Origin of the sequence: Bizionia sp., assembly GCF_048259285.1 — a bacterium.
Lineage (GTDB): Bacteria > Bacteroidota > Bacteroidia > Flavobacteriales > Flavobacteriaceae > Algorimicrobium > Algorimicrobium hallyeonense.
On the sequence record NZ_JBLXHU010000003.1, the window covers coordinates 154,909 to 174,245 of the forward strand.

At 34.5% G+C, this 19,337-nt stretch carries 17 protein-coding genes; 15 read left to right on the forward strand and 2 right to left on the reverse strand.

All coding sequences use genetic code 11. The annotated features are described in order from the left end of the window. Positions 1–26 precede the first annotated feature (26 nt). The 10 genes from ACN0QX_RS02615 to ACN0QX_RS02660 all read left to right on the forward strand — a co-directional run bounded on the left by ACN0QX_RS02615 (position 27) and on the right by ACN0QX_RS02660 (position 8,764). Positions 27–1,025, forward strand: a complete 999-nt coding sequence (locus ACN0QX_RS02615) for a lipoate--protein ligase (protein WP_417195386.1) — start codon at positions 27–29, stop codon at positions 1,023–1,025. A gap of 39 nt (positions 1,026–1,064) precedes the next feature. Continuing rightward, positions 1,065–1,709: a spermidine synthase gene (locus tag ACN0QX_RS02620; RefSeq protein WP_417195388.1), complete on the forward strand. Its 645-nt coding sequence runs from the start codon at positions 1,065–1,067 to the stop codon at positions 1,707–1,709. Positions 1,710–1,821: 112 nt separating this feature from the next. Further along, the gene (locus tag ACN0QX_RS02625; RefSeq protein ID WP_066247556.1) at positions 1,822–2,172 is read left to right on the forward strand and encodes a hypothetical protein; all 351 of its coding nucleotides are present in this window, start codon (positions 1,822–1,824) and stop codon (positions 2,170–2,172) included. 152 nt (positions 2,173–2,324) lie between these two features. Continuing rightward, positions 2,325–2,780, forward strand: a complete 456-nt coding sequence (locus tag ACN0QX_RS02630; protein WP_417195390.1) for a c-type cytochrome — start codon at positions 2,325–2,327, stop codon at positions 2,778–2,780. Between the two features lie 88 nt (positions 2,781–2,868). Then, positions 2,869–4,212 carry a cbb3-type cytochrome c oxidase subunit I gene (locus ACN0QX_RS02635; RefSeq protein ID WP_417195391.1) on the forward strand — a complete coding sequence of 448 codons (1,344 nt, stop codon included), beginning with the start codon at positions 2,869–2,871 and terminating at the stop codon, positions 4,210–4,212. A 168-nt stretch (positions 4,213–4,380) separates the two neighbouring features. Beyond that, entirely contained in the window at positions 4,381–5,181 is an 801-nt protein-coding gene (locus ACN0QX_RS02640) for a CbbQ/NirQ/NorQ/GpvN family protein (RefSeq protein WP_417195393.1), read from the forward strand. Positions 5,182–5,191: 10 nt separating this feature from the next. After that, on the forward strand, positions 5,192–6,961 hold the full coding sequence (locus tag ACN0QX_RS02645) for a nitric oxide reductase activation protein NorD (protein WP_417195395.1): 1,770 nt from the start codon (positions 5,192–5,194) through the stop codon (positions 6,959–6,961). Between the two features lie 22 nt (positions 6,962–6,983). Next, a complete protein-coding gene (locus tag ACN0QX_RS02650) occupies positions 6,984–7,937 on the forward strand; it encodes a DUF438 domain-containing protein (RefSeq protein WP_417195425.1) in 954 nt (317 codons plus the stop codon). Positions 7,938–7,947: 10 nt separating this feature from the next. Beyond that, complete coding sequence (locus tag ACN0QX_RS02655) at positions 7,948–8,526, forward strand: cytochrome c oxidase subunit 3 (RefSeq protein WP_417195396.1); 579 nt, start codon at positions 7,948–7,950, stop codon at positions 8,524–8,526. A gap of 1 nt (position 8,527) precedes the next feature. After that, complete coding sequence (locus tag ACN0QX_RS02660) at positions 8,528–8,764, forward strand: cytochrome C oxidase subunit IV family protein (RefSeq protein ID WP_417195398.1); 237 nt, start codon at positions 8,528–8,530, stop codon at positions 8,762–8,764. Here the strand turns inward: ACN0QX_RS02660 and ACN0QX_RS02665 are convergent. Continuing rightward, entirely contained in the window at positions 8,761–9,222 is a 462-nt protein-coding gene (locus ACN0QX_RS02665) for an RrF2 family transcriptional regulator (RefSeq protein WP_248397268.1), read from the reverse strand. The two genes, ACN0QX_RS02660 and ACN0QX_RS02665, sit on opposite strands and share 4 nt — an antisense overlap. A 141-nt stretch (positions 9,223–9,363) precedes the next feature. Here ACN0QX_RS02665 and nadA point away from each other — a divergent pair, with 141 nt between their 5' ends. Then, entirely contained in the window at positions 9,364–10,290 is a 927-nt protein-coding gene (gene nadA / locus ACN0QX_RS02670) for a quinolinate synthase NadA (RefSeq protein WP_248397265.1), read from the forward strand. Between the two features lie 4 nt (positions 10,291–10,294). Then, complete coding sequence (nadB, locus tag ACN0QX_RS02675; protein ID WP_417195401.1) at positions 10,295–11,842, forward strand: L-aspartate oxidase; 1,548 nt, start codon at positions 10,295–10,297, stop codon at positions 11,840–11,842. Here the strand turns inward: nadB and ACN0QX_RS02680 are convergent, their stop codons facing one another. Beyond that, positions 11,843–12,310: a CBS domain-containing protein gene (locus ACN0QX_RS02680; RefSeq protein WP_248397261.1), complete on the reverse strand. Its 468-nt coding sequence runs from the start codon at positions 12,308–12,310 to the stop codon at positions 11,843–11,845. Between the two features lie 112 nt (positions 12,311–12,422). Here ACN0QX_RS02680 and ACN0QX_RS02685 point away from each other — a divergent pair, with 112 nt between their 5' ends. The 3 genes from ACN0QX_RS02685 (at position 12,423) to ACN0QX_RS02695 (ending at position 18,953) form a co-directional block, all read left to right on the forward strand. Next, positions 12,423–14,723 carry a M28 family peptidase gene (locus ACN0QX_RS02685; RefSeq protein WP_417195404.1) on the forward strand — a complete coding sequence of 767 codons (2,301 nt, stop codon included), beginning with the start codon at positions 12,423–12,425 and terminating at the stop codon, positions 14,721–14,723. Between the two features lie 69 nt (positions 14,724–14,792). Beyond that, a complete protein-coding gene (locus ACN0QX_RS02690) occupies positions 14,793–15,497 on the forward strand; it encodes a tetratricopeptide repeat protein (RefSeq protein ID WP_248397257.1) in 705 nt (234 codons plus the stop codon). 459 nt (positions 15,498–15,956) lie between these two features. Continuing rightward, complete coding sequence (locus ACN0QX_RS02695; RefSeq protein WP_417195405.1) at positions 15,957–18,953, forward strand: T9SS type A sorting domain-containing protein; 2,997 nt, start codon at positions 15,957–15,959, stop codon at positions 18,951–18,953. The last annotated feature ends 384 nt before the right edge of the window (positions 18,954–19,337 follow it).

The following is a 19,337-nucleotide window of genomic DNA, read 5'->3' on the forward strand; positions in this document are numbered from 1 at the left end:
GTTATCTACCAAACAAGACATCCCTTATGATTTTCATAGACAATGAAGGCCACACCAACCCAAAACTAAACCTAGCTTTAGAAGAATATGCCTTAAGGCATTTTGATACTTCCACAGATTATTTGCTGTTTTACATTAACGAGCCATCCATTATTATTGGAAGAAACCAAAATACCTTGGAGGAAATTAACCAGGAATATATAGATGATAACAACATCCATGTAGTACGTCGTGTTTCTGGTGGTGGCGCGGTTTATCATGATTTAGGAAATTTAAACTTTAGTTTTATTACCAATCATGATGGAAAACGTATAAGCAACTTTAAAAAATTTACCGCACCCGTTATTCGGGTTTTAAATAATATCGGCGTTTCGGCTGAACTCAAAGGCCGAAATGATATTTTGGTAAACGAGAAGAAAATTTCTGGAACTGCGCAGTTTTCAACGGGAAAACGAATGATTAGTCATGGTACGCTTTTATTTGACACAGATATGAGTGAAGTAACAAAAGCGCTTCAAGTAAAAATGAGCAAAATAGAATCTAAAGGTCATAAATCGGTAAGAAGTCGCGTGGCTAATATTAGCGAATTTTTAGAAACACCTATCAGCATGGCCGATTTTAAAAAGCAATTACTTGTTGGATTATATGAAGCCAGTGAACCTTTTGAAACCTACAAATTAACGGAAGCGGAATGGCAAGCGGTTCATAGACTGAAAGCCGAGAAATACGATTTATGGGATTGGAATTTTGGACGATCGCCTAAATCTAATATTCAAAAAAACAAACGTTTTCCGGTTGGTGAAATTGATTTGCGCATTTTTGTTGAAAAAGGCCATATTTCAGAATTAAAAATATTTGGCGATTTCTTTGGTAGAAAACCCGTTTCAGATATTGAAAGCTTACTTATTGGTGTGCCTTATGATAAAGTTGAAATCACAAAGGCATTAAAAAACTTGTCTGTTAAAGAATATTTTGGCGATTTAGAAAAAACGGAGTTTTTAAATCTCATTTATGGGAATGATTAATGCTATAAGCCATCACAATAAAGTGCTACCTTTACACCCATGGCAAAACTTTTAAGCTATTTATATCCTATTACCAAAAGAGTAAAATCGGAAATTAACGGCACGTTAGAAATTACTTGGTACAACGGAAAAAAACATTTAAACTCTAAAAACGCCAACTATTCGTATGGTTCATTACAGCGCATTTTAAAGTTTGGTTTGCAGAAACTAGACCTTAAAAATGTGAATTCCATTCTTGTTTTAGGCCTTGGTGGCGGCAGTGTTATTGAAACACTGAAAACCGATTTTAATTACCAAAATCAAATTACAGCTGTAGATATTGATCCACAAATAATAGCCATTGCGAAGAATGAATTTCAGATTGAAACTTCTAAAAAATTAAATATTATATGTGATGATGCACTGCATTATATTGAAAACACACCAGATACGTTCGATCTCATCATCATCGATTTATTTATAGACCTCACGGTTCCCGAACAATTTCTAGATCTATCATTTTGGGAGACCACTCTAAAACGCAAATCGGCAAGTGGTTCCATTTTATTTAATGCCTCGTTAGACAAAGAGCTTTCTCAAAACCTAGAGCATATTATTAGTTATTTAAAATCGCATATCTACCAAGTGGATGTTTACAAAAAAGTGAATCAAACAAATACGGTGGTTATTGGAAAAGCTTTGTAATGGCTTCTTAAAGAATAATTTATATATTTAAGCAATAACTTGGCTATTCATTCTACTTAAAAATGAAATAAGTTGAAAGTTTAGTCAAAAAGTAATTTCAAAAATCAGCAGTATGCAAAAACAATGTCCAGAATGTGGTGATAAAATTGTTGGCCGAATTGATAAAAAATTCTGTAGTGATGCCTGTAGAAATTCGTTTAATAATCGCGTGAATAAAGACTCTAAAAACCTGATTAGAAATACCAATAACCGTTTACGTAAAAACTACCGCATTCTGGAAGAGCTGAATCCAGAGCAAAAAACCAAATCATCCAGAGCGAAACTCATTGAAAAAGGTTTCGATTTTAATTATTTCACCAGTATCTACACAACCAAAGCTGGTACGGTTTATTATTTTGTTTATGATCAAGGCTACTTGCCTTTAGAAGGCGATTATTATGCCTTGGTGAAACGGGAAGGCTAACTTTACAACCTTAACGAGCACATTATCAATAATTTAAGAAAATTTTAACTTTTATCCCATTATATGATTAATGTCATGTTTTAGGTTAATCCACTCTTTTATTTTTGCATAGAAGACTAAAAGGTCTTTTTAACCAATTAACGACTAATCATATGCTATCAAAAAAACAAGCACGCGCGTTTTTCTTGGGAGGAACTGTGGTAACATTCTTAATATTTATAGGATTAACCATTTTCTCCTTAAGCAAAGGGCAAGATCAAACCAACCATGAAGGCATTACCGAACCAGTAATTCACGGCAAAGTTTTATGGGAAGAAAACAATTGTATGGGTTGCCATACTATTTTAGGTGAAGGTGCCTACTACGCTCCCGAATTAACAAAAGTACTAGACCGCAGAGGCGAAGGTTATGTTAAAGCCGTTTTAATGTCGCCAGTTCCGTGGAATCCCAACGGAAGACAAATGGTTGCCTATGGGTTCACCGCCGAGGAAGCTGAAGATTTAATAGCCTTTTTTGATTGGATAGGCGGTATAGATTTGAATGGTTTTGATACCGTTATATCCCCTCTAGCTAAAGACAGAATTGAAAGAAAGAAAAAAAACAACTAACCCAGAATTACACTTTTAAACACGTTGATACTATATAACATGTTTACTAGGTATTACTTCTGGCTTCTAACATAATAAAACTAAACCAATGAAATATAAATCTCAAAAAGTAGCCTACTGGTTTTTTGCCTTTTCCATGCTACTCCTCGTTTTACAAATCACCTACGGGTTCATTATGGGTTTTGCTCGTATTGGATTTGATGGTCTTCACGAATTCATCCCCTTTAACACAGCAAGAGCTGTACATACCAACCTTTTGGTCGTTTGGTTGCTTTCTGGTTTTATGGGCGCTGCCTATTATATTATCCCTGAAGAAGCACAACGCGAATTAGTTAGTGTTAAATGGGCTTATGTTCAATTAATTTCACTTGCCGTTGTTGGTGTTACTGCAGTAGTTGGCTACCATTTTAACTGGTGGGAAGGTCGTAAATTTTTAGAAATACCCAGACAATTAGATTATTTAGTTGTAGCAAACGTATTACTGTTTTTAGGAATCATTTTAGCCACGCTTTTTAAAGGAAAACGCAAAACCACAACAGCGCTCGTTCTCACCATGGGCTTGGTTTTTGCTGCTTTACTCTATATTCCAGGCATGTTGCCTTTTGATAGTCAAGTAACCGATTCTTTTTTCAGATGGTGGGTTGTTCATTTATGGGTTGAAGGTGTTTGGGAGTTAATTATGGGCGGTATTCTATCCTTCTTATTAATAAAACTTACGGGTGTGGATAGAGAGGTTATTGAAAAATGGCTATATGTTATTGTTGGTTTAACCTTTTTATCAGGAATTTTAGGAACAGGACATCACTACTATTATATTGGTGTAAATAAAATCTGGTTAATTGTAGGTGGTATTTTCTCTGCACTTGAACCTTTAGCATTCTTGGCCATGGCCTTATTTGCTGTAAATATGTACAGAAAAGGCGAAAAGAAACACCCTAATAAAATAGCACTCTTCTGGACTTTAGGCTCGGCTATTGTCTCTTTTGTAGGCGCTGGTTTATTAGGATTTGCCCATACGCTACCACAAACCAATTTATACACACATGGAACTTTAGTAACTGCCATGCATGCACACCTAGCTTTTTGGGGAGCCTACGCCATGATTGTTTTAGCCATTATAAGTTATGCCTTACCAAATATGACCGGTAGAAAGTTTTACGACAGCCCTATTGGACGTGCCGCTTTCTGGATGTCTAATGTAGGTATGGTAGGTATGACGGTTGCCTTTGGTGTTGCAGGTGTAGCTCAAGTATATTTGGAACGCAAATTTAAAATGGACTTTATGGAAGTACAAGCCGAAGTAAGCATTCACTTTGTTGTACTAATTTTATGTGCAATTTTATTTGCTACCGGAATTGGCATGTACATCTGGGAATTCTATAAACACGGATTACCAACAGATGATGCATTAGATTTAGAATCAGACTTATAACGCTTAATTGCAAGAAAAGGTCCTTTTAGCTATATAAAGACAATGAAGTTTCATTTGCTCATACCTGACATTCTATAGCTTCAAAACGCTTTAACTAAAGGGCCTTTTTTAAATTTCTTACAAACCATGAACAACGCGCTCATAACACCCGATATAAAACCTTCTATTTTGAAAACAGAAAATCAACATACAGCAACTACCATTCCATTTTATAAACCCATAGCAAAAGAGGTAGAAGTATTTGATCACGCTTATAAAAACAAAATTCCGGTATTATTAAAAGGGCCTACAGGAACAGGAAAAACACGTTTTGTAGATTTCATGACGCATCAATTAAACAAGAAACTAATTACTATTTCCTGTCATGAGGAAACGTCCTCCACCGATTTAATTGGTCGCTATATAATTCAAGGTTCCGAAACCGTTTGGATTGATGGTCCTCTTACTCAAGCAGTAAAAACAGGCGCTATTATTTATTTAGATGAAATTGCCGAAGCCAGACCCGATGTTATTGTAGCCATTCACTCGCTTACCGATCATAGAAAAGAACTCTATATTGATAAACTAGGCGAAACCATAAAGGCACATCCCGATTTTATGTTGGTCGCTTCCTTTAATCCTGGTTATCAAAAAGGCTTTAAGGAATTAAAACCATCCACCAGGCAACGTTTTATTGCCTTGGCTTTTAATTATCCAAATGAAAAAGACGAAGCGGAAATCTTAATCAATGAAACCCAAATTGATACGGCAACAGCTAAAAAACTAGTATATATTGCTACTAAAATTAGAAACCTAACAGAACTTGGTTTAACTGAAACCGTTTCAACACGTTTATTGGTTGATGCCGCCAAATTAATTCACACCGGTTTAGGAAAACGTCTAGCTGTTCGCGTAGCTGTAGTTGAACCTTTAACGGATGATCTTGAAATTACGGAAGCTTTAGCTGATTTATGCGATTTAATGATTTAAAAAACGAATCATGTTTGAACCTGATGAATATCTCTTTTCCAAAGTTGCCAAGTTTTTAAAGCGTCGTAAAAAAAATGCTCAAGAAACATTGGAACATGCGGTTAAACTAAAAGATATAAAGCAACGGCTCACTATTTTTTCTAGAGCAATTACCGGTCAAGCCATTGAGATTTTTGAAGCGGAACGTGAAGGTGGTTATAAAAACAATAGCTTCTTTTTACCGACACAATTTTCTGAATTTGCCACTTTTGAACAAAACACCAAATTCTATATTTTTCGAATTGTATATCTATCCATTCAAAAAAATCAGCATTTAAATTTTATGTCTGAAGATGAATTTACTTTGGAAGACGCTCGAGAAAAAGCCCAGGAAACTTCTAGTTTAGTTTTAAATGAGATGTTTCAACAATTTCCAATAACCAAGAAAATTCGTCAGGAATTAATTACCTTATACTTCAACAAATCAACCGAAAAAACCCCTGAAGATTTAAGTTTTATTTACGGAAAATGGATGAAAAATGATCCAGAAATCTTAAAGAAATCGGTGTTGAAAAATATTTCAGAACAGGTAAAAAAAGCCATAGACCACGAAATAAATACCATTTTAAAGGCGAATGCTGTCGAAGAAATTTCCACGTTAGAAATAGATAAAAAGCAACAGGAAGATTATGTGCTACTGCATAATTTTGAAAAAGCTGAAACAGCCGAAGAATGGGAAGGCGGCTGGAGAGATTTTGATGGGGATGATGATTTGGACGATCATGCAAACGCTTTGGAAGACCTCAACATGAAACATACCGTTCGTGTGGACGATCCCGTTCATTCCATTTATCAAGCAGAATTTATAGAAAACACCACCATTTCTGAAAGTACCGAATTAGACACAGAAGCGCCACATATTGCTTATGACGAATGGGACTATTCCAAGCGTGCCTATAAACCGAATTTCTGTAAAGTATACCCTAAAAAACAACTAGAAACAGATGCGGCATATTATAAAAAAACACTTCAAAAAAATGCGTCGACCTTAACAGGTTTGCGTAAAATGTTGACGTCTGTTAATAATAAATATCAGCAACAACGCCGTCAAACACAAGGTGACGATTTTGACTTAGATGCTATAACAGATTTATATGTGGATATAAATTCGGGACGCACACCTTCGGAAAAAATTTACCTATCAAAACGAAAAAAAGACAAAGATTTATCTATTTCAATCTTATTAGATGTCAGCTTATCTAGTGACGGATATGCTGGAGGCAATAAAGTAATTGATGTTGAAAAACAAGTTTCCATTATTTTCGGTGAAATTTTAAACGAATTTAATGTGGATTTCTCCATAGATTGTTTCTTTTCCAAAACAAGGAATTACGCAACCTACCTCACCTTAAAAGGTTTTGACGATAATTGGGACACGGCCAAACATAAAATTGGCGCGGTGGAACCTAGTGGATACACCAGAATTGGTACAGCTTTACGACATTCTGGCGCTTTGCTAGACGCTCGAGACACCAAAAACAAATGGGTTATTTTAATTTCCGATGGTAAACCAAATGACTACGATAAATACGAAGGCAGATATGGTATTCAGGACGTAAAACAAGCCTTACGCGAGTTGAATCAGCGTAACATTAATTCCTACGCCTTGGCAATTGAAGCGGAAGCCAAATATTATTTGCCGCAAATGTTTGGACAAAACCATTATCAAATATTAACAACACCTGTCGAGTTATTAGAATCGTTAGTAAAACTCCACGAAAAAATAAAACACCAAAGTTAGAATGAATTCATTTTTACCAGAAATAGAACAGTTAGAGCAAGGTCATCCCTTGCAAGTATACTATCAAGAAAGTGCTTTAATTCAAGATTTAATTTTAGAATTATATGATGTAAACGTTTCCGACGATTTTCAAAAGTACTTTAATATTTTTAATCAACTATCAACCATTGAAAAACGTTTTAAACGCAAAGAAAATCAGCTCTTTCCTTATTTAGAAAAACACCATTGGAATGGACCAAGTCAAGGCATGTGGTCATTTCATGATGTTTTAAGAGATCAAATTCGCTTATTAAACAGCCATAACGAAATAAAAGATGTCAAGAAGATTACTGAAAACCTACCTTATCTATTGGAAGGAATTAAACGGTTAATGCTTATTGAAGATCAAAATTTATTCCCCAATGCTAAACGCTTATTAAGCAAAGCAGATTGGGACGAATTTTATGAAGGTGATAAGGAAATTGGTTGGATGCTCAAAGAAAAGCCAGCGCCATTTCCTGCTAGAGAACCTAAATATATTCATCCTAGTGAAGATGTTACTGAACGCACCCAAAGCTTTTCATTAGAAAACACAACACACTATGATGAAGGTTATATGACTCCTGAACAAGTTAATTTATTGTTGAAGTTTTTACCCATAGACATTACTTATGTGGACGAAAATGACAAGGTAATATTTTACAACAGAGGTGAGGATCGCGTATTTGCTAGAAGTAAGGGAATTATTGGAAGAGAGGTCCGGTTTTGTCATCCACCAAAAAGTGTCGATATGGTTTTAAGAATCCTAGAAAAGTTTAAAGCTGGCAATAAGGATACTGCCGAATTTTGGTTCAATTTTAAAGGACAAATTATCCATATCCGATACTTTGCTATTCGCGATAAAAACCTCACCTACAAAGGTGTAATTGAGATGTCGCAGGATATCACTGAAATTCAGAAGTTAGAAGGACAAAAAAGACTATTAGATTGGGATTAAAAATTACAACATGAATCAACATACAACCAAACCGTCCGTATATTATCCGCCAGGAGGAATTTTAATGTGGATCATTATTTACCTCGAGCTCATTACCTTTGGTGGTGTACTAATTGCTATGGTTTTATTTAGTAAAGACGAACCAGACGTGTTCCATCAATCCAGATTATTATTAAACACCAGTTTTGGCACAATAAACACCTTGTTTTTATTGGTTAGTGGGTTTTTTATGGCGCTTTCAGTTAGTGCGCTGAAAGCTCAAAACATCCAAAAATCAAAATTATATTTAAAACTAACCATGCTTGGTGGCTTGCTGTTTTTAGGATTGAAAACAGTAGAATATATGGGGAAAATTGATGTAGGTTTAACCATGGATTACAACACCTTTTTCTCATTTTATTGGATGCTTACCTTATTTCATGTCATTCATGTACTCGTTGGATTGGTAATTTTAGCTTCAGTATTACGCACTATGATAAAAAAACCTGAAACACTTATTCTAGAAGATGTAGAAGCTAGTGCTACGTTTTGGCATATGTGTGACCTCATCTGGCTTTTATTATTTCCATTAATCTATTTAGTATTTTAATATGAAACAGAAATCGTTTTTTTACGTCCTAGTGGTATTACTTATTTTAACCGTTATATCTGCTGTTATATCCAACCTGGAACTGGGAAATGCTACTGAAATCATTATGATTTTAGCTGCTATTAAGTTTTTAATAGTTGCTTTTTATTTTATGGAACTTCGCAAAGCTCATGTATTATGGAAAACTTTACTAATTGGCTGCTTAACCCTTTTTACAGGCTTGGTTATCATTATTTAAGATGGTTCTTCTAAAATATCAAACGCTTTTAAGGAAATATAACGTCCTTTTAGTTTAATATCATCAACAAATTCGGCCAATGTTTTTTCTTCAAAATCTTTAAGTATTTTTTGTTTGAAGGCAGAAACTGTAAAATGCACTGGACATGGATTATCATCGCCACATTTAGAAAGCCCTAAAAAACATTGATTAAATTTATCATGCCCATCAATAACTTGTACAATATCCCAAACGGTTCGCTGTTTATTGGTTTCACTTAAATAAAAACCACCATGAGGACCTTTTACAGAGGTTACTAATTGATTCTTATTTAATTGCTGAAGCAGTTTGGCTAAAAATGGTTTTGGCACTTCCAGTTCCTCCGAAATAGTTTTGACACCAATTTTATGGTCTATATCAGAGCACATTCCTAAATACAGAATGGATCTAATAGCGTATTGACAGGCATTTGATAACACAGTTTTTTTTTCAAAGATATAAAAAAGATATTTTAGTCCTAATTTTTGCAAATGGCTCCAGATTTATGATTTATGTCATGATTTATAAATCTCATTACCCATAAATTTGCGTCTTGTATAACCTGTAAATACGTAAACACCTTGAACTTAAAAGAAAATATCCTACGTTTAAAAAAGGAGAAAAATGCGGTTATTTTAGCACATTATTATCAAATACCAGACATTCAGGATGTAGCTGATTATGTTGGTGATAGTTTAGGTTTATCACAAAAAGCTGCAGAAACAGATGCCGATATTATTGTTTTTGCTGGTGTGCATTTTATGGCAGAAACAGCAAAAATTTTAAACCCTAATAAAACGGTTGTTTTACCGGATTTAAATGCAGGTTGCTCCTTGGCAGATTCTTGTCCGCCAGATGCTTTTAAAGTTTTTAAGGAACAACATCCCAATCATAAAGTTATAACCTACATTAATTGTTCGGCTGAAATAAAAGCCATGAGTGATATTGTTTGCACCTCATCCAATGCGCTAAAAATAGTAGAATCTGTTCCAAAGGAAACACCTATTATTTTTGCACCAGATAAAAATTTAGGCCATTATATTAGTAAAGTGTCTGGTCGAGATTTAGTGCTTTGGGATGGCGCCTGTATTGTGCACGAAGCTTTTTCAATTGATAAACTTGTAAAGCTATATCAAGAAAATCCAGGGTCCAAAATTATTGCCCATCCAGAATCTGAAGCTCATATTTTAGATGCTGCCAATTATATTGGTTCTACAGCCGGAATGATTAATTATGTGAAGGCCCATCCACAAGGAAAATTTATCGTGGCTACCGAAGCTGGTATTCTGCATAAAATGCAACAAGAAGTGCCAGATGCCTTATTAATTCCAGCTCCTGCCGTAGAGGATAATACCTGCGCTTGTAGCGAATGCGCGTTTATGAAAGTAAATACACTGCAAAAATTATATGATTGCTTATTGAATGAATCACCGCAAATTGACGTTCCAGAAACCATAAGAAAACAGGCATTAATTCCTATTGAACGTATGCTGGAACTTTCAAAATAAAACCATGAAAACCGAATTATTAATTATTGGTTCGGGTGTTGCTGGCTTAACTTTAGCTGTAAAATATGCCGAGACGTTTCCGAAGAAAAACATCACAATTGTTACCAAAGGAACCGAAGACGAATCCAACACCAAATACGCACAAGGCGGTGTTGCCGTGGTATTGGATGACAAAACGGATTCGTTTCAAAAACACATTGAAGACACCTTAATTTCTGGCGATGGTTTATGCAATAAGGACATTGTAGATATGGTTATTACAGAAGGACCTAAACGCTTAAAAGAATTGATGGTTTGGGGCGCCCAATTTGATTTAGACTCAACTGGAAACCTAGATTTAGGCAAGGAAGGTGGTCATAGTGAATTTCGTGTGGTTCACTATAAAGATATTACAGGTTATGAAATTGAACGTGCGTTATTGGTACGTGCGCATCAACTTACCAATATTCAAATTTTACCACATCATTTTGCCATTGATGTAATAACCGAACATCAGCTAAATCAAAACGCATCATATACAACCTGTTTTGGTGCCTATGTATTAAATGAGAATAACAAGGAAATTATAACCATTCAAGCAGATAGTACGGTTTTGGCTGCAGGTGGCATTGGTCGCGTTTATGGCCACACAACCAACCCAAATATTGCCACAGGTGATGGTATTGCCATGGCATATCGAGCAAAAGCACGCATAAAAGATATGGAGTTTGTGCAGTTTCACCCAACGGCATTATACACAAAACAGGAAGGTTCTGCTTTTTTAATTTCAGAAGCCGTGAGAGGTTTTGGCGCCTATTTACGCACTAAAAATGGTGTTCGGTTTATGCTAAATTATGATGATCGTGCTGAACTAGCTTCCCGAGATATTGTTTCACAAAGCATAGATACGGAATTACATAAAACAGGTGATTCTTGCGTGTATCTAGATTGTACACATTTGGATTTAGATGGTTTTAAGAATCATTTTCCTAATATTTATAATACCTGTTTAGAAAACAATATTGATATCCGTAAAGATTGGATTCCAGTAGTTCCTGCTTCCCATTATGTTTGCGGTGGTATAGAAGTAGACCGAAATGGAAAAACGTCTATTACTAATTTATTTGCTTGTGGCGAATGCAGCCGAACCGGACTTCATGGCGCTAACAGACTAGCATCAAACTCACTTTTAGAAGCGTTAGTATATGCCCACAATATTTATAAATATCATGTTGATTTTCCCGTTTCGGGAAAAAAACTAGAGATTCCAGATTGGCAAGATCATGGCACCAACAATTTAAAGGATGGCGTTTTAATAGCAGACAATTTAAAAAAATTACAGACAGTAATGCGTGACTATGTAGGAATTGTAAGGAGTAATCAACGGCTACTGGAAGCCATTAGTTTATTGGATGCAATTTACACCGATTTAGACGCACTTTATAAAACATCACAAATTAGCACAGCTTTGTGCGAATTACGCAATATGGTAAATGTGGCACATTTAATTATCGGGCAATCTTTGGAACGAAAAGAGAATCGTGGTGGTTTTTATAATAAGGACAATGTGTAACTATTTCCAATTATGGCCTTTGAGCTTCATGGCTGCTTTTAAAATATCTTTCTGACTAATTTGCCCCACTAATTTACCTTCTTCAACAATAGGAAAACGCCTAATTTTAGAATCTAGAAACTTTTTGGCCGCTTCAAAAACATCCATATTTCCATCGATAGTTTCCACCTTTTTTATCATTCGTTTATCAACGGTATCTTGTTCAATTGGCATATTGTAATAATGACTTTCGCAAATTTGTTTTAAACAATCTCCTTCCGAAATAATACCAACTAACTCATTTTGTGAATTTACCACAGGACCACCTGAAATTTTATTTGAAATTAACAAATGGATTACTTCATCAACCGTTTGTTCGGGGTTAAACGTAATTAAATCGCGTGTCATGTAATCGCTAACTTTTAATTGCTGATTGTCTGTTGCGTTATGTTGCTGCTTTCGCGCACCTTGAAAACTTTTAATGCCCATATTTTTAGATATTTAGAACCTTGAATATAGGAAATTTAATACTATTTTCCTAAAGTTTAAGATTGCTCATATTTTATGTACTTTTATGTTTTCAAACTAACCGCACATCCTCATGTTAAAAAAATTACTCGCTTTAATTCTTATTGCTTTTGCCGTATACTGGAGTTTTTCAGTGTTATTACCTCAAAATATTTCAACATTAGATACTCCCGAAAACGAGTTTTCTACAGAACGTGCTTTGGTACACTTAAAAGAAATTAGTAAAGCTCCACATTACTTGGGAAATGCGGAGCATACACGCGTTAGAAATTACATCATCCAACAATTAGAAGCTTTAGGGTTAGAAACAGAAGTGCAGGAAGCGTTTTCAATCACGAAATGGGGTAATTTATCGAAACCAAAAAATATTATTGCACGATACAAAGGTGAAGAAAACGGCAAAGCCTTGTTATTACTCACCCATTATGACAGTCAACCACATTCCTCTTTTGGTGCTAGTGATGCCGGATCTGGCGTTGTTACAATTTTAGAAAGTCTTCGGGCATTTTTAAGTGAGAACAAACAACCTAAAAACGATATTATTATTGTTATTTCTGATGCGGAAGAATTAGGGTTGAATGGTGCTGATATTTTTGTAAATAAACATCCATGGGCAAAAGATGTTGGTTTGGTTCTAAATTTTGAAGCTCGTGGTTCTGGTGGACCAAGTTATATGCTTATTGAAACCAACCAAGGAAATGCAGAATTAATGAAGCATTTTGTAGCTGCTAACCCCGAATATCCGGTAGCCAATTCTTTGGCCTACAGTATTTATAAAATGTTACCAAATGACACAGATTTAACCCGTTTTCGGGAAGATGGAAATATTGATGGTTTCAATTTTGCATTTATAGACGATCATTTTGATTACCATACTGCTCTAGATACTTACGAACGTTTAGATAGAAATACTTTGGAACATCAAGGCAGTTATTTAATGCCGTTACTCCATTATTTTTCAGACGCCAATTTATCTTCAGTAAAAAGTAAGGAAGATTATATCTATTTTAATGTACCCCTTTTTAAGACGGTTATTTACCCGTTTTCATGGATTTTTCCAATGCTCATTTTAGGGTTTTTAGGATTTATAGCGCTCTTAATTTATGGTTTTAAACGCGAAGCATTTATAGGTTCTGAAATTGGTCGTGGTTTTGCAGCTTTCTTTTTAACCCTCCTTTCAGCCGGCGGAATAGGTTTTGGTTTATGGTTTGTAATAAAACTAATATACCCTCAATTTGCCGAGATGCTTCATGGCTTTACTTATAATGGCCATGTGTATATTTTTGCGTTTACATTTTTGGCTTTAGCTATTTGTTTTTGGGTCTATCATAAATTTCATAAACCAGAAAATACGGCTAGTTTATTTGTAGCACCTTTATTTTTCTGGCTGTTAATCTGTACGCTTGTGGCTTTTGTATTGCCAGGCGCAAGCTTTTTTATTCTTCCGGTTTTCTTCGGATTAATAACCTTGTTTATACTGATAAGACAGAAAAAACCAAACCTGATTTTAATGGCACTTTTAGGTTTTCCAGTCTTGACCATTATGGTGCCATTTATAAAAATGTTTCCTGTGGGACTCGGACTAAAAATCCTGTTTGTTTCCTGTATTTTGGTAGTTTTAATTTTTGGTATGTTGGTTTCTGTTTTTGGCTTTTTCAACCAAAAAAAACTATGGTCTTATGTGTTTTTAGGAGCAAGCATAATATGTTTAGCCATGGCCCATTTTAAATCTGATTTTTCAGAAGATAGACCTAGACCTAATAGTTTAAATTATGTTTTAGATAGTAATACCAATACAGCTGTTTGGGCCACTTATGATGATGCTTTAGATAGTTACACACAACCTTTTTTAACGGACTCACCCGATGATGCTTCACTATTAAATCAAAACACCATGGGCAGTAAATATAAATCGGGTTTTACTTTTACTAAAACAGCGCCTGTTAAAGCACTTGAAAATCCAGAAATAATAATTATTTCAGATACTATTATTGGTGCAAACCGAAATATCACACTTCAATTTAAATCCAATAGGCTTGCTGAACGCGTGGAAGTTTTTGCTGATAGTACAAATATTTTCAAGGATGCCATTATTAACGGTATTCCCGCTATAAAAGATAACGCATCTGCTCATGCTTTTGATGACCGATACAATAACAGATTATTTAGTTATTATGTATCCGAAAATGAACCGTTAAGTATGCAATTGGTGGTTCCGAAGAATCAAAAAACAACTTTACAGTTTTACGAAGCTACTTATGATTTACTAAGTAATAATCATTTTACAATTCCAAGCAGAACAAAAGCCATGATACCGAAACCATTTGTGCTAAACGATGCGGTTATTATTAAAAGTACAGTGACTATTAAATAATTAGTATTGTTTTAAGATATTGATTAAGTATTTTTTTTAGCTTTGAAACCTGTTAAACGACTATTTTTTATGAAGAAATTACTTATTGTTGCGTTATGTGTTTTAGGATTTCAAGCACATGCACAAACCAGTCAAGAATTGCTGAATCACTACCGTGAATATTACAAGCAAATGAAAATTCAGGGAGACTCCCAAGGTATTATAAACGGGTTAACGCATTTAATTTTGTTATCACCTTCAGAAGCACAAGCACATAAGGACACGTTAGCTATGGTATATATGAGCGAGGGCAACCATATACAAGCTTTAAATACCATAGGCATTGATAACAGTCCTACAGATTCTGATATTGCAATTGAGGTAAAAGCGGTTTCCTTAAAAGCCCTAAATGAACCAAATCGCGCACTTATTCATTTTGAAGAATTGTTTAAGCGCACGCCAGACCCTTCTATAGCTTATGAGCTGGCTGAACTTTATTTACAAACAAATAACTTGGAAAAATCTAACAGCTATATTGAATATGGTTTAACCAATTCAAAAGAAAATATGGGTAAAACATTTTATGAGAGTCAACAGCCTTATCAGGTTTCAATGAAGTCTGCATTTTTATATTTGAAAGCCTTATTAAAATTTAATGAAAACAAGGCAACTAATATAGATGCTGCAATTTCTATTTTAGATGAAGCCATCAAAACAGCACCCAATTTCAATTTAGCTATTTTAAGTAAAAATGCTTTATTAAATCAGAAAAAGGAAGCTAAACCAAAAGAATAGATTTCTTTTTTTAAACAACTAGTAGTTTTTAAAGCATCCATTTTATAATAAAAATGGATGCTTTTTTTTTGACTTAAAATCTACTGAAAGCCATAATATTACAAAGGCTTATTCTTGGAAATTAAGCCAATTATTTCTTTTTAATATATAAAATAAATAAACAGATAGCATTTTAAATTCTATTAAAAGCGTTTTAAATCTTTCCAAAATACACGTAAAAATTGATATTTTCGAAAAAACACTAATACGAATGTAAATACCTGATTAATAACTTTTTAACTTTTGTTTTTAGCTTTCAAATTTCGGGAAATACAAAAGTATGTTCCTTTATATATAGTATTACTATCCATAAATTTAAACTTTCAACTATCCGTAACATTTTAAAATAAATATTGTTTACAACATTTAAATAATTTTAAATCTGGTAGAAAAACTAAATACTAATCTAAACTAAAAACGATGAAAAAAATTACTTTTTATTTAATGATGCTGTTGAGCGTATCTGTTTTTTCTCAAATTGAAATTGTTGACAATTTCAATGGAGAATCAAATGGATCTACGCCATCCAATTGGCCTGGTTCAAACTTCCAATCCAACACAAATTTTATTTGTGACGGTTCTGGATTATCTGCTTGGAGCTTTTTAGCCGCGGGTACATCAGGAACATTATCATCAGCTAACTACCCAGCCATATCTAATGGCACAAACCTAACTGCTAATTTTAGCTTTAATGTTTTTGAACGTAACAGCCAGTTTCCTGGCGCACAAAATGTTGCTCCAACTGCGGGATGGGGAAGTTTGGTATTAGAATATACTACTGATGGTGGATCAACTTGGACAAATATTACAACTATTAACGATTCTAACTTTACTTTTATTGATGCCGCAACATGTCAAACGGCTAGCGTTTCAGTTGGAACCATAGCAAATGCGAGCGATTTTCAGGCACGTTTTGTTGCAGACATAGTTAATGTGGGAACTTTTAGAACTGTTGTTGTTTTAGATAATATTTCCATTACGCAAGAGTCAACGTCTATTCCAAATTGTGATGCTACACTTATTTCACCAGTTAACGGTTCAACATCTGCTGACACCGACATTAATTTAACGTGGTCTGCTGCAACTGGTTTAGCAACAGGTTACAAAGTATCGGTTGGCACAACTATGGGTGGATCTGAAATTGTTTCAGATGCTATGACAACTACAACCAATTACAACTTAACAGGTCTTGCTTATGAAACGGTGTATTATGTTAGAATTGTACCATATAACGCAATTGGTGACGCAATCTCATGTTCTGAAGAAAGCTTTACAACTCGTGCCGCACCAATTCCAGGAGCAACATGTTCAAGTCCAATAGTTGTTTCTAATTTTCCATATATTGAAGCTTTTGGAGACACAAACAATTTTGAAACCAATATTGATGTAAGTCCATGTAGTAATTCATACATGCGTGGAAAGGATGTTTTTTATGAGATAACACCAACTGAAGACATGTCCATAAATATTGATTTAGCTAGTATTACTAATAACGGTGCTAGTATTCATGTCGTTCAAGGATGTCCAGATGTTGCTACAGAATGTGTTGCTTATGTTGGAACATTTAATACTAGTGGTGGTGCTTTAAACTTATCTGAAGTTGTACTACTAGCTGGTAATACGTACTTTATTGTTTTAAGTAACTCAAGTAGTTCAAGAACGTATACATATAGCTTAATTATTCAAAAAAATTCATGTATCAATCCAACGTTCACATTAGCTAATGTGCCAGATTGTAATAATGATCAATTTTCAATTAATGTAGATGTTACTTATTTAAGTAGTGCAACGTCATTGACGTTGAGTGATGATAATGCTACAACTACAGATATTACAGGTATCTCTAATACAGGTGTTGTAAATATAGGGCCTTACCCAAGCGGAACAACAGTAAATGTAACATTAACTAATAGTACAGATACAAGTTGTTTATTTGAAGACGCTACTTTCTACAACTGTCCGCCAGAAAATGATGAATGCGCCATGGCTACAGAGCTTACTGTAAATACAGATGGAACGTGCACCACGTTAACTGTTGGTACCAATGTAGGTGCTACGGAATCTGTTACAGATCCGAGTTCTTGTTCTGGAAGCGGGACTAATGATGTTTGGTATTCATTTGTTGCAACTCATGAATCACTAATTTTAGAATATTATAATGTAACGCCTGTTGTTGGAACAGCCACAAGTTTAACGACAGAATTACTAGAAGGTAATTGTGGTAGTTTAACAAGTTTAGGTTGCTTTAATAGTAACACTTATATTGCTCTTAACAACTTAACAGTAAACGAAACCTATTATATTCGTAATAGAGCGGCATTTAATGGCAATGAAACAAACTTTGTAATTTGTTTAAAAACACCTCCTGCCCCACCAGTAAATGATGAGTGTTCTAGTGCCATTGTTTTAACAGCTTCTACAGATGATCAATGTAATAATGCAGTTAACGGAACTACAGTGGGAGCAACACGTTCAGCAGATTCTACATGTCCAGATACAGCATTTGCTAGCTACTCTGATGTATGGTATGTGCTTAATCCAGGTGCAGATGGTTTTTATGAGTTTAGCTTTACACTAAATTCTGGTGCCCCTTCATCCTATTATATTTACAGTGGAAGCTGTGGCTCATTAACCGACATTAGCAGTAACTGTAATAGTACTTCAAACCAAATATTAGATTTGGACAGTTCAGAAACGTATTATGTAATGGTAAAATCTAGCCAATCGGAAGCAGGTGCTGATTTTGATTTATGTGTGTATGCATTACCTCCAGCAGTAGCTAACAGCGATTGTTCAGGTGCCATTGCACTTATAGAGTCTCCAAATGATCAAGGTAGTAATACCATTTCTAGCAATTTAGATAATGCGTACCCTTCAACTGAAGCCTGTAATACAAACAACGAATCAGTTTGGTATACGTTTACACCAACATATACAGGTATGTATAACTTCGACTTTACTAGAGTATCTGGGAGCGCTAGTTACACAGTTTATAATACCGACAACTGTTCTCAAGCATCTACTTCAGGTTATGTTACTGGTTTTAGTAGCTGTTTTAACTCTGGAGATAAAACTGCAGAATTGGTAGCTGGTACAACATACCTAATTGTTGTACATGCAAATAGCCCTGCATCCTTTGAATTGTTTGCATATCCAGATCCATCTTTAAGTGTTGATACTAATACATTTGAAACGTTTAAATACTATCCAAATCCTGTTGTTAATACCTTAACAATTGAATCTGGAAACACCATTTCAAATGTTAGAATCTTTAACATAGTCGGACAACAGGTTCAAGTTACAGCACCAAACAACTTAAAAACAAGTATAAATATGAATGCATTAGAGGATGGTGTTTACTTTGTAACCGTAACTATCAACGATGCTGAAAAAACCTTTAAGGTTATTAAGAAATAGTTTTTAACAAGGCTATACATAGATTAATAGTAGCAGAAATTTGGGTGGCATTTAATTATGTTGCCCATTTTTTATTCCCAAAAACACTGAAAATTTCAAGAGATATAAGTATATATCGATTATTGTTATGCATTAAGTAAATACGTTTTAATTAGAGCTAAAGCGTATAAACCGTTACATTAATTAGATTATGAAAACCACAGACTTTTCAGGACATGATTATTATGAAATCCATTATACCGAAGTTATATAATTACCGATTATAAGAGCGTATCTCGTTTTTAAATATAGGCTCGTATAGTTATCATCCTTATGTAAACGTAGATTTTTCTCAAAGAAAAAGCAGTCTAAAAATAGACTGCTTTTTTGTTTTCTGTAGTGTAT